This is a genomic window from Mesorhizobium sp. LNJC391B00, from assembly GCF_000502535.1.
Taxonomy (GTDB): Bacteria; Pseudomonadota; Alphaproteobacteria; order Rhizobiales; family Rhizobiaceae; genus Mesorhizobium.
In genome coordinates this window covers 64426-80024 of sequence record NZ_AYWI01000017.1, presented here as the reverse complement: position 1 = coordinate 80024, position 15599 = coordinate 64426, and the positions used below count along the sequence as shown (strand labels likewise).

Annotated in this window: 15 protein-coding genes; 8 read left to right on the top strand and 7 right to left on the bottom strand. The window is 63.1% G+C overall.

Features of this window, described 5'->3' with window-relative positions:
- Positions 1-13: 13 nt before the first annotated feature.
- The 3 genes from X750_RS137255 to X750_RS137265 form a co-directional block, all read right to left on the bottom strand.
- Positions 14-1081: a TIGR01620 family protein gene (locus X750_RS137255; RefSeq protein ID WP_023688653.1), complete on the bottom strand. Its 1068-nt coding sequence runs from the start codon at positions 1079-1081 to the stop codon at positions 14-16.
- Complete coding sequence (locus X750_RS137260) at positions 1078-2556, bottom strand: YcjX family protein (RefSeq protein ID WP_023748740.1); 1479 nt, start codon at positions 2554-2556, stop codon at positions 1078-1080. Before X750_RS137260 ends, X750_RS137255 begins: the two co-directional genes overlap by 4 nt.
- 86 nt (positions 2557-2642) lie before the next feature.
- Entirely contained in the window at positions 2643-3146 is a 504-nt protein-coding gene (locus X750_RS137265; protein WP_023688651.1) for a histidine phosphatase family protein, read from the bottom strand.
- 69 nt (positions 3147-3215) lie between these two features.
- On the opposite strand from X750_RS137265, the gene X750_RS1000000166115 reads away from it, so the two are divergent.
- Both X750_RS1000000166115 and dksA read left to right on the top strand, forming a co-directional pair.
- A complete protein-coding gene (locus X750_RS1000000166115) occupies positions 3216-3395 on the top strand; it encodes a hypothetical protein (protein ID WP_023696495.1) in 180 nt (59 codons plus the stop codon).
- A gap of 5 nt (positions 3396-3400) precedes the next feature.
- Complete coding sequence (gene dksA / locus X750_RS137270) at positions 3401-3817, top strand: RNA polymerase-binding protein DksA (RefSeq protein ID WP_023673491.1); 417 nt, start codon at positions 3401-3403, stop codon at positions 3815-3817.
- Positions 3818-3992: 175 nt separating this feature from the next.
- On the opposite strand, the gene X750_RS137275 is transcribed toward dksA, so the two are convergent.
- Complete coding sequence (locus X750_RS137275; RefSeq protein ID WP_023693371.1) at positions 3993-4709, bottom strand: flagellar biosynthetic protein FliO; 717 nt, start codon at positions 4707-4709, stop codon at positions 3993-3995.
- Between the two features lie 205 nt (positions 4710-4914).
- On the opposite strand from X750_RS137275, the gene X750_RS137280 reads away from it, so the two are divergent.
- Both X750_RS137280 and X750_RS137285 read left to right on the top strand, forming a co-directional pair.
- Positions 4915-7485, top strand: a complete 2571-nt coding sequence (locus X750_RS137280) for a PAS domain-containing sensor histidine kinase (RefSeq protein ID WP_023688649.1) — start codon at positions 4915-4917, stop codon at positions 7483-7485.
- 84 nt (positions 7486-7569) lie between these two features.
- Positions 7570-8280, top strand: coding sequence for a DeoD-type purine-nucleoside phosphorylase (locus tag X750_RS137285; RefSeq protein ID WP_023736554.1), 711 nt, complete (start codon positions 7570-7572; stop codon positions 8278-8280).
- Between the two features lie 5 nt (positions 8281-8285).
- On the opposite strand, the gene X750_RS137290 is transcribed toward X750_RS137285, so the two are convergent.
- The gene (locus tag X750_RS137290; protein ID WP_023670924.1) at positions 8286-8588 is read right to left on the bottom strand and encodes a ribbon-helix-helix domain-containing protein; all 303 of its coding nucleotides are present in this window, start codon (positions 8586-8588) and stop codon (positions 8286-8288) included.
- 220 nt (positions 8589-8808) lie between these two features.
- Between X750_RS137290 and X750_RS137295 the strand changes: the two genes are divergently transcribed.
- The 3 genes from X750_RS137295 (at position 8809) to X750_RS137305 (ending at position 11433) form a co-directional block, all read left to right on the top strand.
- Positions 8809-9204 carry a VOC family protein gene (locus X750_RS137295; RefSeq protein ID WP_023684616.1) on the top strand — a complete coding sequence of 132 codons (396 nt, stop codon included), beginning with the start codon at positions 8809-8811 and terminating at the stop codon, positions 9202-9204.
- Positions 9205-9285: 81 nt separating this feature from the next.
- Positions 9286-9810: a twin-arginine translocation pathway signal gene (locus X750_RS137300; RefSeq protein WP_023670927.1), complete on the top strand. Its 525-nt coding sequence runs from the start codon at positions 9286-9288 to the stop codon at positions 9808-9810.
- Between the two features lie 51 nt (positions 9811-9861).
- The gene (locus tag X750_RS137305; RefSeq protein WP_023693375.1) at positions 9862-11433 is read left to right on the top strand and encodes a GMC family oxidoreductase; all 1572 of its coding nucleotides are present in this window, start codon (positions 9862-9864) and stop codon (positions 11431-11433) included.
- Between the two features lie 62 nt (positions 11434-11495).
- Here the strand turns inward: X750_RS137305 and X750_RS137310 are convergent, their stop codons facing one another.
- Positions 11496-13409 carry a PhoX family phosphatase gene (locus X750_RS137310; RefSeq protein ID WP_023688645.1) on the bottom strand — a complete coding sequence of 638 codons (1914 nt, stop codon included), beginning with the start codon at positions 13407-13409 and terminating at the stop codon, positions 11496-11498.
- 117 nt (positions 13410-13526) lie between these two features.
- Positions 13527-13922, bottom strand: coding sequence for a hypothetical protein (locus X750_RS137315; RefSeq protein WP_023688644.1), 396 nt, complete (start codon positions 13920-13922; stop codon positions 13527-13529).
- Positions 13923-14234: 312 nt separating this feature from the next.
- Here X750_RS137315 and urtA point away from each other — a divergent pair, with 312 nt between their 5' ends.
- Entirely contained in the window at positions 14235-15545 is a 1311-nt protein-coding gene (gene urtA, locus X750_RS137320) for an urea ABC transporter substrate-binding protein (RefSeq protein ID WP_023688643.1), read from the top strand.
- The last annotated feature ends 54 nt before the right edge of the window (positions 15546-15599 follow it).

Genomic DNA, 15599 nt, shown 5'->3' with positions numbered 1-15599 from the left:
CGCGAGGGGGCGTTCACTTGGTCGAGGCGGGTGCTTCATTCTCTTTTCTGGCCGCAAACGAGGTCAGCGCCGACAGGAAATCGCCCATACCCGGCCGCCTGCCGGCAATGAAGGGCAGGGGCCGCGCCGTCTCCATGGCAGCAATGCCGATACGCGCCGTCATCATGCCGTTGACCACGCCTTCGCCGAGTTTCGCCGAAAGCCGTGCGGCAAGGCCATGGCCGACGATCTGCTGGACAAAGCTGTCGCCGACGGCGATCGAGCCGGTCACCGCCAGATGGGCAAGAACGCTGCGCGCCAGCCGGAAAAAGCCCAGCGTGCCCGGCCTGCCGCCGTAGAGTTCGGACAAGCGGCGGATCAGGCGCCCGGCCTCGAACACGACATAGGCAACGTCTACGAGTGCGCGGGGGCTGACGGCGGTGACCAGCGACACGCGTTTGGCTGCTTCGAGGATCATCACCTTGGCTCTCGCATCGAGCGGCCCGAGAATCTCGGTCTCGGCCAGTCGCACCAGATTGCCGCCATCGATGATCTCGCCGCGCAATTCGGCCAGGGAGCGCCTGCCGGCCGCGGTTTCGGGTTTCGCAGCGACAAAGGCCGAAAGCTCTTCGACGACGGCCCTTGCAGCCTTCGGATCGTCGCGCGCCATGGCATCGAGCGCCCGCTTTTGCAGTTTTTCGACCTCGGCCAGCCGGGCGATAGCCAGGAATTCGCGCACCAGCACGACTGCGAGGGCCAACACGGCAATTGCGGCCATTCCCGCTGCCAGCCACCCCAGCCACTCTGCGCGCTCGAACAGGTCGCGGATGAGCTGGTCGGTCCACAGGCCGACGGCGAGCGAAACCAGCACGCCGACCGCGCCGAAAAACAGGCTGGCAAACAGCGAGCGCCTGCGCGGCGCGGTCGCCGGCGGCGGTTCGGCGGCGACAATGTCGGGTTCGTCGAAGACATCGATCTCGGCCGGCACGACGACGGCGCGCGGCTTGCGTGCCGACGGCTCGGCATGGGGGCGGCGCGTTTCCTGCTTCGGTTCGGCCTCCGGCTCGATGCGGAATGCTGCCGGTCTGCGGGGCGCGGTCATGCCAGATGGTCTCCGATCAGGAACTGCAAGACGCGGTCGAGCCTGATATGCGGCAGCGACAGCGTGACGCCTTCAGCGGTGCGTTCGAGCTTTGGCGGGCGAAAGCGCACGAAACGGATCGCCGGATCGTCGCTGCTCTGCCGGTGGTCGGCTTCGGAAACGTCGAAAACCGCATCGATTTTCTCCGGCAAGTCCCCGGGAAATATGGCGGTTTCGGCTTTACCATCAAAGGTTTCGCCGTTGATCTTCTCGCCCTTCAGCGGCGTGCCGATGATCACCGGCAGGGTTTCGCGGCCTTGCTTGACCGTGCCTTCGCGCGTCGCGCGCACCGCCGCCATGGCGACCACGTCGACATCGGCGCCGGTGAAATTTGCCCGCGCCACGGCGCGGTCGGCAAGCCGCCGCACGATTGCCTGCAGCCGGTCATGGCTTTCGTGATGCAGATGGTCGGCCTTGGTCGCGGCAACCAGGATGCGGTCGATGCGGCGTGAAAACAGGTCGGTGAGGAAATTGCCTCGGCCAGGACGGAAACAGGAGAGGATTTCGGTCACCGCGCGTTCCAGGTCGGCCATCGCGCCGGGGCCGGCGTTCAACGCCTGCATAGCGTCGATCACCACGATCTGGCGGTCAAGGCGGGTGATATGCTCGCGGAAGAACGGTTTCACCACATGCGTCTTGTAGGCTTCGTAGCGGCGCTCCATCATCGCTTGCAGCGAGCCGGAGCGCGGCCGTTTCTCACCCTTGAGCAGCAAGGGCGCGAAGGTCAGCGCCGGCGATCCCTCGAGGTCGCCAGGCATCAGGAAACGGCCGGGCGGCAAGGTCGAAAGCGCCCGCTCGTCGAGCTTGCAGGCCTTGAGGTAGGCGGCAAAGCTCTCGGCGAGGCGTCGCGCCGTCATCTCATCGGCATCGGCATTGGGGTCGATGGTCGCCGACAGCGTCCGCCAGTCCTGCGACAGGTCGGCCCGCACCGGCAGCATCGCCATCTCGAACGCCTCGCGCGAAAAATCGGCGAAGGATTTGCCGAGCAGCGGCAGGTCGAGCAGCCATTCGCCGGGGTAGTCGACGATGTCGACCGACAATCGGCCGCTGGAAAACATCCGGTTCCAGCCGGAGGCAGACTCATATTCGATGGTGAGCCTGAGTTCCGAAATGGCGCGCGTCGAGTCCGGCCAGACGCGGTCGTTGACCAGCGCCGAGATATGGTCCTCGTACTGAAAACGCGGCACCGCATCATCCGGCTGTTCCTCAAGGAAGGCGCGCGCGATCCGTCCCGACTTCTGCGCCTCGAACAGCGGCAGGCGCCCGCCATGGATGAGATTGTGGACGAGAGCCGAGATGAACACCGTCTTGCCGGCCCGGGACAGGCCGGTGACGCCCAGCCGAAGCGACGGCGAAAAAAGCCCGCTCGCACGCCCCGACAGCGTATCCAGGGCAATTCTCGCTTTGTCGGTGAAAGTGGTCAGCGATGATGCCAAAATCTGTTCTCTCAGGCGTGCTCTTGCGCCCGATATAGGCTTTGCGGTTCAAGTTTGAAATGGCGCCCGGCCTCGGCCGGCTCGGCTCAGAGATCGACGGGGGTCAGGAAGGCTTCGAGGTAGCCGGCGCCTTGCGAGGCTTCCGCAAGGTTGCCGCTGAAGCGCACGACCGCAAGGCCGGAGGTCGGGAAACCATGGTTCATGATGGCCCGAGCAGCCTCGTCGCCGTCGCCCGAGACCGCCATGGCAAGGTCTTCCGTCATCGGATTGTGGCCTATGACGAGCAGCGAGCCCGGCCCGCCATTGCTGCGGATGATGGCGAGGTAGCCGGCGGCATCCTCGCTGTAGAGCGTGTCGAAGAACAGCACCCGGCCGGTATCGGTGTGGCCGGCGATGCCTTCCAGCGTCTGGCGCGCCCGCTTGGCGTTGGAGCAGAGCGTGATATCGGGGATGTAGTTGCGGGCACGCATCGCAGTCCCCATCATTTCGGCATCGGCAATGCCGGATGCGTCGAGCGGGCGATCGAAGTCGCGCACGCCGGGAAGGGCCCAGCCAGCCTTCGCATGCCTCAACAGATACAGTCTGCTCACCGGACCCCCAATGGTGTGCTGCCCACCAATGACACAACTGGATTAGCCACGAGAAAGGCCTGAGGCACAATGGGCGGCGACGCCCAAGCGCAGCGAATCATGTGCGAATTCGCCCGCGCCCTTGCTATGGAAGGCTTTGCTGAGGATCGCCCGCGCGGCATTAACAATTGCGTGAAACGCGCGCGGATTACGCTTGTGCAGCCTTCTCTGCGCGAATATATAGGCGCCAAATTTGGGGTTGTTGGGTGAGTCGAATGAACGATATCGTTACAGCCAATTACGTACCCTCCGAAGACGAGCCGTTCATGAACGAACGGCAGAAATCCTACTTTCGCCTGAAGCTCGTCACCTGGAAGACCGACATACTGCGCGAAGCGCGCGAAACCCTCGAAATCCTGCAGCAGGAAAACGCCAACCATCCCGATCTCGCCGATCGCGCTTCCTCGGAAACCGACCGCGCCATCGAGCTTCGGGCCCGCGACCGCCAGCGCAAGCTCATTTCAAAGATCGATTCGGCGCTGCAGCGCATCGATGAAGGCACATACGGCTATTGCGAGGAAACCGGCGAGCCGATCGCGCTGAAGCGGCTGGATGCGCGTCCGATCGCGACCTTGTCGATCGAAGCGCAGGAGCGCCACGAACGCCGCGAGAAGGTCTATCGCGACGATTGAGCCGCTGCCGTCAGGCAGGACTGTTTCATCAGAAATGGCCGGGTTTCCCGGCCATTTCTGTTTTTGGCCGAAGGGTTTAGTCCGCCCCCAAGTTAAAGCGCGTCGCGCTGAAACGGACGACACGCTTAAGCGGCGTTCGATCGGCAATCGGCAAGATGTGACGGTTCGCCGGGCTTTACCGTTTCTGGCTGGCGAGTTCGCCGAGCAGCTTGGTCATCTCGTCGTCGAGAGACTGCGGTGCCTTCGCAGCCGGCTTGCTTGCCGGTTTGGGGTGCGAATCGTCGAGCGAGACCTCGAGCTCCCGCATCAGGGTATCGTCGATGGACTCATGCTTCGGTGGCGGGGCCTGCCGGGCAGTATTGGCGGCGGAGCCATAGGCCGGCAGCGGTGTCACATTGCTCGCCTGGTAGATTTGAGCCGGTTTCGGCGCCGGCGCGGCCTGGCGCGGCGGAACGGCGGCTGGAGCAGCCCTTACCGGTTGCGGCGGTGGCGCCTGCCTTGCGGGCGCGGTGGGAGCGGGTTGTGCTGCGCGCGGCCGCGGCGCCTGTTGCTGCTGGCCAACACCGCCATCGCCGGTCAATGCCGGACGGCGTGGCGCTGCAAGTCTGATATCGCGCTCGACGACAACGTCGGTCGGGCCGCCGATCAAAAGCAGGTGTTCGATGTCGTCGCGACGGATGAGCACCAGCCGGCGGTGGCTGTCGACCGCCGTCGCGTCCATGACCGCCAGCCGTGTCTTGCGGTTCCTGCCGCCGGCAACGAAGGTGCCGAAGGTCAGGTTGCGGACCAGCCTGATGATGATGAGCACGATGACCAGCAGGACAAGGGCAGCAAACGTCCACAGCAGCGCTGCGGCATATCCGGGACCCGCCACATTATCCAGCCACTGCATCGGTGCCCCCAATCGGCTTTTGAAGTGGAGGGACACTAGACCGTTGCGGCCAGCCACCGCAAGTTGCCTTCACGCTTCGTGAACAGCTTGAAAACACCGACGCGTCATTTTTATCCGACATTTGCCGCCAGGGCCTTTTCCGGATTAGGAGAATGTGATTCAACCGGCCGGGGGCGGTGTCGGACAACTCACGAGCAGGGGGCATATGGCCAGGGAAACGCGCGGCGATTTCTATCCGGTACCGATCGTCGATCAGAACACGCGGCCAGGCGCGGTTACCCGGCTCATCGTGTTCATCATCGTCCTGACCGGGGCCGCGATCGTTTTCGGCATTTTCCGCGAGCGTCTTGGCGATCCGTTCCTGCTCGGCATGCTGGGCGTGCTTGCCATGATCGGCGTCGGCTTCCTGTTCGCCACGGCCATCGGCTTCGTGCAGATCGCGCCGCGTTCGACCGGGGATGAACTGTCGAAGGCCTTCGTCGATTCCATGTCGCAGGGCCTGATCGTCACCGACACGAAGGGCCGCGTGGTCTACGCCAACCGGGCCTATGCCGAGATGACCGGGGCTGCGTCGGCCGCCGATCTGAAGACGGTCGAAGGCCTGCTTTCCGATGTCCCCGAAGCTTCGGTGACCATATACCGGCTGGCCTCGGGCTTGCGCGATGGCCAGGCCGGCGACGGTGAGTTCCGGCTGGCACAGTCGATCCGGCCGGGCGCCGAACCCGGCGCGCGCTGGTACCGGGCGCGAGCCCGTACCTTCAGCGTTCCCGGTCAGCGCCTGCCGATGCTTGCCTGGCAACTCGCCGACATCTCGCAGGAACGGGCCGAGCAGGAGCGTTTCTTCCTCGACCTGCAAAAGGCTATCGACCATCTCGACCATGCGCCGGCCGGTTTCTTCTCGGCCGACCAGGAAGGCCGTGTCACCTACATCAACGCCACGCTCGCCGAATGGCTGGGCATCGATCTGGCGAGCTTCACCCCTGGCGCCGTGACACTCCCGGAAATCGTCGCCGGCGACGGCATGGCGCTGGTGCGCTCGGTCAAGGCCGATCCCGGCACCACCCGCAACGCCGTCATCGATCTCGATCTGACGACGACAACCGGCGAGGCGGTGCCGGTGCGCTTCATGCATCGGGTCTCGGCCAGCCGCGAGGGGACCAACGGTCCGACCCGCACCATTGTGCTCAACCGCACCCAGGGCGAGGACGCATCGGCCGACCTTCGGGCTTCGGAAGTGCGCTTCACCCGTTTCTTCAATTCGACGCCGATGGCCATTGCTGCCGTCGACAATGGCGGCCGCATCCTGCGCACCAACGCGCCGTTCCTGTCGCTGTTTTCCTCCGTCGTCGACGGCGACGCGGTTGACCGCCGCGTGCGGCTGGACACCGTGATCCATGAGCGCGACCGGCCGGCCTTTGCCGCCGCGTTCGAAAAGGCGCGGCTGAGGCAGGCCGACATCGAGCCGATCGACACGCTGCTGCCAGGCAATGAGGAGCGTCACATCCGCTTCTACGTCAACGCCGTCGCCGACGGCACCGGCGAGGGCGCCGAGGAATCGGCCATCGTCTATGCCGTCGAGACCACCGAGCAGAAGGCGCTCGAGGGCCAGATGGCGCAGAGCCAGAAGATGCAGGCGGTCGGACAGCTCGCCGGCGGCATCGCCCACGACTTCAACAATGTGCTGACCGCCATCATCATGGCGTCGGATCTTTTGCTGACCAATCACCGGCCGTCGGACCCGTCCTTCCCCGACATCATGAACATCAAGCAGAATGCCAACCGGGCGGCCTCGCTGGTGCGGCAGTTGCTCGCCTTCTCGCGCAAGCAGACATTGCGGCCGGAAGTGCTGAACCTGACCGACGTGCTTGCCGATCTCCGGATGCTGCTTGCCCGCCTGGTTGGCAACGAGATCAAGCTGAAGGTCGACCACGGCCGCGATTTGTGGCCGGTCAAGGTCGATATCGGCCAGTTCGAGCAGGTGGTGGTCAACCTGGCCGTCAACGCGCGCGACGCCATGCCGGCCGGCGGCGACCTCACCGTGCGCACCCGCAACGTCACCGCCGAACAATGCAAGAGCTTCTCCTACCGCGAGCTCACGCCTGCCGACTATGTCGTGGTCGAGGTCGAGGATAGCGGCTCGGGCATTGCGCCGGACGTGCTGAAGAAGATTTTTGAGCCGTTCTTCACCACCAAGGAAGTCGGCAAAGGCACCGGCCTTGGCCTGTCGATGGTCTATGGCATCATCAAGCAGACCGGCGGTTTCATCTTCTGCGATTCCGAAGTCGGCAAGGGTTCGACCTTCCGCATCTTCCTGCCGCGCCATATCGTGGAGGCGAAGAAGCCCGGCGACGTCAGCGAGGCGCCGGCTGCGCCGGTGAAAGCCGCCGACAGCGCCAAGGACCTGTCGGGCTCGGCCACTGTGCTCCTCGTCGAGGACGAAGACGCCGTGCGCATGGGCGGCTCGCGGGCGCTGACCTCGCGCGGCTATACCGTCCATGAGGCCTCCTCGGGCGTCGAGGCGCTGGAAGTCTTCGAGGCGCTCGGCGGCAAAGTCGATATCGTCGTGTCCGACGTGGTGATGCCGGAAATGGACGGACCGACGCTGCTCGGCGAACTGCGCAAGCGCCAGCCCGACATCAAGTTCGTCTTCGTGTCCGGCTATGCGGAAGACGCTTTCGCCAGAAACCTGCCGCCGGACGCGCAATTCGGCTTCCTGCCGAAGCCGTTCTCCCTCAAGCAGCTGGCCACCGTGGTCAAGGATGTGTTGGAGTCTTAGGGCGCCCTAATTCAAAGCTTGCGCAATGACGTGACGCTGCCATGATTGCAGGCGAAACGGGCGGCGGGTATTGGGGAGCATGTCGTGACGCCGCACAACGAGGCTGCCAGGGGCGACTATGCCGCAACGGTGCTGTTACCGGGCGATCCGCAACGCGCCGAGTGGATGGCAAAGACATTTCTTGAGGCACCGCGCTGCGTCAACCGCCGCCGGGGCGCACTCGGCTTCACTGGTCTCTATCGCGGCCGTCCCATCAGCATCCAGGCCACCGGCATCGGTGTCCCGTCTTTCCTGGTCTATGTGCATGAACTCCTGGATGTTCACGGCGTCAAAACGCTGATCCGCACAGGTACCTGCGGCGGCCTGACACCCCGCGTGCCGCTGCGCTCCTTGGTGATCTCGCAGTCGGTGCGCGCCGAAAGCGACCAAAGCGGCCAGGTCTTCGGCCTCTACGATGCTGCCGCCGGGCCCGATCCCGGCCTGTTCGCCCACGCTTTGGCCTGCGCCGCCCAGCTCGGCATCGACCACCAGGCCGGGCTGACCATCTGCAGCGATGTCTTCTACCACCCTGAAGGGCGCGACCGCTTTGCCGAAGCGCAGGCGCTTGGCGCTCTCGCTGTCGATATGGAAACCAGCGCACTCTACCGAATCGCGGCGCATTTCGGCGCCCGCGCGCTGTCGCTGCTGACCGTCGTCGACAACATCGTGACCGGCGAACAGACTGCCTATTCCGAACGTCAGGCGCTGTTCACCGATATGGCGCGGCTCGGGCTCGACGTTGCGGCGGAAGGCTAGCTTCCTCAGGCCGCTTCGCGCTTCGGCGTCAGCTCATCCATGTCTGGCCGGTGACCGCGCAGATAGAGCGCGCAGGTGGTACGCAGCATCGACGCGAAGTTGGGAATGGCGCCGTTGATCTCGATCGCCTCGTCATAGAGTTTTGAGATGAACTTCGGCGTCGTCAGGCCTTGGCTGTCGGCAATTTCGTCAAGCAGCGCCCAGAATGTTCCTTCAAGCTGGATACTCGTAGAGTGACCGTCGATGCGGATCGACCGGTTGATCTGTCGATAGCCTTCCGGATCCTGCCCGGCAAAAACCCTGCACATCCTTACCTCCCGATATTGTTGGTTTTGGGCGCAGCGTGTCGCGCCTTCAAGTTGTGGTTGTCCCTGCATGTTCGGCCTTGTGGGCCGAATCGGCAATCGGACTTTCGTCTTTAGGCGCAGGCATAGCAGCGATTGCAAATTTAGCCGTGGTAACCGGCTGCCACCACCTTTCGCGCGTGCCGCCCATAATCGCCTCCAACATGCAGCGGCGGAGACTGATTTGGCGAAGGCAATCCATTCCATGATCCGGGTTCTCCAAGAGGCCAGATCCGTCGATTTCTACAGAAACGCTTTCGGGCTCGATGTCGCCGACAGGCTGGATTTCGAGACATTCACGCTGATTTACCTTGCCAACGCCGAAACGGGGTTCGAGCTCGAACTCACCGTGAACAAGGGCCGCACCGAGCCTTATGGGCTAGGCGACGGTTATGGCCACCTGGCGGTCTCGGTGTCCGATCTCGACAGCGAACACGACCGGATCGGCGCGCTCGGCCTCAACCCCAAGAAGATCGTCGAATTCAACCGCGACGGATCGCTGATCGCCCGCTTTTTCTTCATCGAGGACCCCGACGGCTACAAGATCGAGGTTCTGCAGCGTGGAGGGCGCTTCCAGTAGGGGATTATCGGCCGCATTCAGCCGCGCGGCGCCAGCAACGGCGCTGTTCAAGGGCGCAAACAGCAAGCAGGGAGGAACAAAATGGTCACGATCTATGACGCGAGGCTCTCACGTCGTGAACTTCTCAAACGCGGCGGCATCGGCGCGTTGCTCGTCATTTCCGGCAGCGCCGTCATCAGCCCTGAAAATGCCTGGGGGCTCGAGACATCGGCGCTCAAGCCCGAAACCATGGCAACGCTGATCCAGATGGCGCGCGACATCTATCCGCACGATCAGGTGCCCGACAAATACTACGCCATCGCCGTAAAAGGGCATGATGAGCAGGCCGGCAAGGACGCTGCCTACAAGACGATGATCGAAGACGGCATCGCCGACCTCGACAAGAAGTCGGGCGAGGGCGGCTATCGCGGCCTCGGCTGGGAGGAGCAGCGCGTTGCCGTGCTACAGCAGATCGAGGCGACGCCGTTCTTCCAGTCCATCCGCGGCGGCCTCGTCGTCAGCCTCTACAACCAGCAGGAGGTGTGGCCGATCTTCGGCTACGAGGGCGAATCCTACTCCAAGGGCGGCTACATCGCGCGCGGTTTCGACGACATAGAGTGGCTCTGAGCCCTTCCGTCGTTCTGAAACCCCGCAAACAGGAATTCATGGGAGGAAACCATGGCAGCTTCATTTGATCTCAACAACGACGGCGTGGTCGTGATCATCGGCTCCGGCGCCGGCGGCGGCACGCTCGGCAACGAACTCGCCCAGAAAGGCGTCGATGTCGTCATCCTCGAGGCCGGCGCGCGTCACGAATACGAGGATTTCATCAATGACGAGTGGGGTTCCTTCAGCCAACTCGCCTGGACGGACAAGCGCACGACGTCCGGCGACTGGCGGGTGTCGAAGGATTTTCCGAATTTGCCGGCCTGGATAGTCAAATCGGTCGGCGGCTCGACCACGCACTGGGCCGGCGCCTCGCTGCGCTTCCAGGAGCATGAGTTCAAGACGCTCTCGACCTACGGCAAGCTGGAAGGCGCCAACCTGCTGGACTGGCCGGTCACATTGGCCGAGATGGAGCCTTACTACGCCAAGGCGGAAGCCAAGATGGGCGTCACCGGCACCAATGGCTGGCCGCGGCTGCCCGGCAACAACAATTTCAAGGTGCTCAAGGCCGGCGCCGACAAGCTCGGCTATAAGGAATGTCATACCGGCAACATGGCAATCAATTCGGTCGAGCGTGATGACCGGAACTCCTGCCAACAGACCGGCTTCTGCTTCCAGGGCTGCAAATGGGGCGCCAAATGGTCGACGCTCTACACCGAGATTCCCAAGGGTGAGGCGACCGGCCATCTCGAGGTCCGGCCGAACGCCATGGCGATCAAGATCAACCATGACGCTAGCGGAAAAGTGACCGGCGTCGTCTATGCCGACAAGGACGGCAATCTGCAGGAGCAGAAGGCCCGCATCGTCGCCGTCGCCGGCAACTCGATCGAAAGCCCGCGCCTGCTGCTGAACTCCGAGTCAGCGAAGTTTCCGCAAGGGCTTGCCAATTCGTCGGGGCAGGTCGGCAAGAACTACATGCGCCACACCACCGGTTCGGTCTACGCCATTTTCGACCAACCGGTGCATATGTATCGCGGCACCACCATGGCCGGCATTATCCGCGACGAGGCGCGGTACGATCCCTCACGCGGCTTTGTCGGCGGCTATGAATTCGAGACGCTGTCGCTCGGCCTGCCCTTCATGGCCGCCTTCCTCAATCCCGGCGGCTGGGGCCGTTCCTTCACCACCGCGCTCGACCACTATGATCACATGGCTGGCCTGTGGATCGTCGGCGAGGACATGCCGCGCGCGGAAAACCGCGTCACGCTGCACAAGGACGAGAAGGAGGCGCACGGCATGCCGATCGCCGACGTGCATTTCGATGATCATCCCAACGACACGGCGATGCGCAATCATGCCTACAAGCAGGCCACAGCGCTTTACGATGCGGTCGGCGCGACGCGCTCCTTCCCGACGCCGCCCTATCCCTCAACCCACAATCTCGGCACCAACCGGATGAGTGAAAAGGCGGAAGACGGCGTCGTCAACAAGCACGGCCAGGCGCACGACATCAAAAACCTGTTCGTGTCGGACGGCAGCCAGTTCACCACCGGTGCGGCTGAAAATCCGACGCTGACGATCGTGTCGCTGGCTATCCGCCAGGCCGAATACATCGCTTCGCAAATGTCGGCCAAGACGATCTGAGCCGTCCTCCCGGATCGCTACGCGGAACGCGCATGGCGCGTTCCGCCCTTTTCCCTAGGACACTATGCGCCGACCGGCTGTCCGTCCTTGCGGCGGATGGCGACGACGGACGGCCGCGGCAATTGGCCATCCCTGAAGTCGGGCCACAGCGTCTGCGCCTTGTCGAGCGTCTCTGCATCTTCCGCAGGGTGCTGCACCGACAGGAACAAAGTCGAGCCGTCCGGCGTGAAGCACGGGCCGGTCGCTTCGGCGCCGTGCGGGCAGGTGAACAGCAGCTTCGGCAGGCCGCGCGCCGCACCTTCGGTGTCGACGCCATAGACGCCGTCCGGCAGGTCGAAATCATTGGCGCCGTCCGTCGCCACCCACAGCCGCCCGGCCGGATCGAAGGTGATGTTGTCGGGGCAGACGAACCAGCCATTGTCCGACGTATCCGGATGGAAGGTGGCGCCGACCTTGGCATCCCTGGGATTGCCGCAGAGCACGAACAGGTCCCAGGCATAGTTTTCGGCCGTGTGGTCGGCGTCCGCGCCGCGGCGGCCGGGCGGGATCAGTTCGACAATATGGCCCCAGAGATTTTCCGGCCGCGTGTTGGCCGGATTGACCTTTGACTGGTCGCGCTTCTTGTTCTTGGTCATCACCGCATAGACGCGGCCGGTCACCGGATTGGTCTCGATGTCCTCGGGCCGGTCCATCGGCGTGGCGCCGAGCGCATCTGCCGCAAACCGCGTCTTCAACAGCACCTCGGCCTGGTCGGCAAAACCGTTCTCGACGGTAAGCTTGCCCTGGCCGTGCACCAACGGCAGCCACGTCATCGAGCCATCGGCATCGAAGCGGGCGACCGACAGCACGCCATCGTCGAGCAGATCGGCGCCGGAGGCCGGATTGGCCTTGTCATAGGCCTTGGCCGAGACGAAGCGGTACATATATTCGAAATAGTCGTCGTCACCCATATAGACGACAACGCGGCCGTCCTTGTTGAGGACCACGGTCGAGGCCTCATGCGACATGCGGCCAAGTGCCGTGCGCTTCACCGGCCTGGACTGAGGATCGTAAGGGTCGATCTCGACCACCCAGTCGAAGCGGTTGGCCTCGTTCGGTTCCTTGTCGAGGTTGAAGCGGTCATGGAAGCGGCCGCGGCCATAGATGTCGGAGCCGTCGAAGCCGTAACGGTCGAGCAGGTCGGCAGTCGGCGCCTTTTTCGGGTCGCCGCCGAAAATGTCGGACACGCCTTCCTCGCAGGTCAGCACCGTACCCCAGGGGGTGAAACCGCCGCTGCAATTATAGCTGGTGCCGAGCACTTTCGTGCCAGTCGGGTCGGCCGAAGTTTTCATCAGCGCATGGCCGGCAACCGGTCCGGAAACGGTCATTTCGGTGTTGGCGGTGATGCGGCGGTTGAGCGGGCTGTCCGCCACGCTTGCCCACTTGCCGTCCTTCAATTGCACCTCGACGATCGAATGGCCCATCGCGGCCATGCCGAGATCGACCTGTTCCCTGGTCATCGTCTTGCCGGCATCGCCCTCGGTCATCCCCGGAAACATCACATTGGGCGAGATGTATTCGTTGTTGACGCAGAGCAGGCCATGATCGGAATTCACCGTGCCCTTGGGCAGCGGCATGAAGGCGATGTAGTCGCAATTGTAGCCGAAGCGCTTTTCCTGTTCCTCCGCCGCGACCTTGTTGCCGTCGAATTCGGCGAGGCCGGCTGCAAGCGGGTCGCCCCAGCGCGCGACGATGGTCGTCTCATAGCCTTCGGCGGCGGCATGGGTCTTGCCGTAGACCCGTTTCAGCTCGGGAAAGCCGAGCGTCGACTGCGCTGTGGCGGCATGCGTTTCGCCGGCAAACAAGGAGCCGACAAAGCTGCCGCCGGCAATCAGCGCGCCGGAGGCGAGGCTGCCTTTCAAAAGAGACCGGCGCGAGACGCGCTCGGCAATGATTTCGCGGATGACGGGGGAGGATGAAGACGGTGCATTGGCCATGGTGTCTGCCTCTCAGGGTGGATGTTACGGCGCACCGTTGCCCTAGTCTGCCTAGGCAACATTCACATGACATAAGAGGAAGGTTTTGCCGCAACTGGGCGCGGCACTACGCATCGCTCAGCCCTTGGTGCAGGTCGAGGCGGTGAAGGCGCCGTCGGGCTGCTTCAGAATGATGTCGAATGACGGGGCGGTCTCGCCGTCCAGTGTTGCCTGTGTCATGGAGACGGAGTTGCCACCGGTGGTATAGCCGCCCAGCGGCCCGAGCCAGGTGATCTCGCCATTGGCATTCATCTGATAGTTGTAGCCTTGCGTCGCGGTGCCGAATGTCACCGGACCACTATAGACATTGCCCTTGATAGTGATGTCGCCGAGGTTGAGGAAGGCGCCGAGCAAATAGACCTCGCAATGATAGGTGCCGTCCGGAAGCTTGCCCTCGCTGAAATCGGCGCGCGCGGCGCCGCTCGTTGCCATCAGCAGCAGGATGCCGGAAATGCATGAGGTGCGAGATGTCATGACGTCACTCTTTTGAAGGGCGAGCTTGCCCTATTTTTGCGCGGTACCGCAACATTGTTAGCCCGGAACACACGGCCGGAGATCAAAAACTAGGCATTTGTCTCAATTGGGCAAAAATTAGGCAAAAGCCATGTGCGCTGCGCAAATTTGCCTCAATCAATTTTCGCCGGCTACCACTGTTTTCTCGAGGCTAATATACCAACCGGCTGATAACGCTCGGCTATTCCATCTTCGTGAGCGGCGCCTTTGCGTTTGGCACGGCAGTTGCATTGCATTATCGCGGTGCAATCAAACAGCTTGGGAGTCTTCGGTATGAGGGGTAATTTCTCCACAATAACAAAAATGTTTTCGGCCGGCGTGGTCGCCGCCGGCCTGTCGATGTCGTCTCCGGCCCAGGCCGCCGAAGACACGATCAAGGTCGGCATTCTGCATTCGCTGTCGGGGACCATGGCGATTTCGGAGACGACGCTGAAAGACGCCATGCTGATGCTCATCGAAGAGCAGAATGCCAAGGGCGGTCTGCTCGGCAAGAAGCTCGAGGCGGTCGTTGTCGATCCGGCCTCCAACTGGCCGCTCTTTGCCGAAAAGGCGCGCGAGCTGATCTCGAAGGACAAGGTCGCCGCCGTGTTCGGCTGCTGGACCTCGGTGTCGCGCAAATCGGTGTTGCCGGTGTTCTCGGAACTCGACAACATCCTGTTCTACCCCGTCCAGTATGAGGGCGAGGAAAGCGAGCGCAACGTGTTCTACACCGGCGCCGCCCCGAACCAGCAGGCGATTCCTGCCGTCGATTATCTCATGAGCGAGGACGGTGGCTCGGTGAAGCGCTGGGTGCTGGAAGGCACCGACTACGTCTATCCCCGAACCACCAACAAAATCCTCGAGGCCTATCTGAAGGCCAAGGGCGTCGCCGCCGAAGACATCATGGTCAACTACACGCCGTTCGGCTTCTCCGACTGGCAGACCGAAGTCTCCGCAATCAAGAAATTCGGCTCGGCCGGCAAGAAGACCGCCGTCGTCTCGACCGTCAATGGCGACGCCAACGTTCCGTTCTACAAGGAACTCGGCAACCAGGGCATCAAGGCCGAGGACATCCCGGTCATGGCCTTTTCGGTCGGTGAGGAAGAACTGGCCGGTCTCGATACCGCGCCGCTGGTCGGCCATCTCGCTGCCTGGAACTATTTCGAGAGCGTCGACACACCCGAAAACAAGAAGTTCATCGCCGACTGGCACAAGTTCATCAAGAATGACAAGCGCACCACCAACGACCCGATGGAAGCTCACTATATCGGCTTCAACATGTGGGTGAAGGCGGTCGAAAAGGCCGGCACCACCGATCCCGACAAGGTCATCGACGCCATGGTCGGCGTGTCCGTGCCGAACCTCACCGGCGGCTATTCGACCATGATGCCGAACCATCACATCACCAAGCCGGTGCTGATCGGCGAGATCCAGGCCGACGGCCAGTTCGAGACCGTGTCGCAGACGCCCGGCCTCGTGATGGGCGACGAATGGTCCGACTATCTGCCCGATTCCAAGGACCTGATTTCGGATTGGCGCGCGCCTCTGTCCTGCGGCAACTTCAACGTTGCCACCGGCAAATGCGGCGGCAAGGGCACGAACTGATCCCTCCCGGGACCGACCGATCGTGGACGCGTCCACGATCGGTACCGCCAAGCG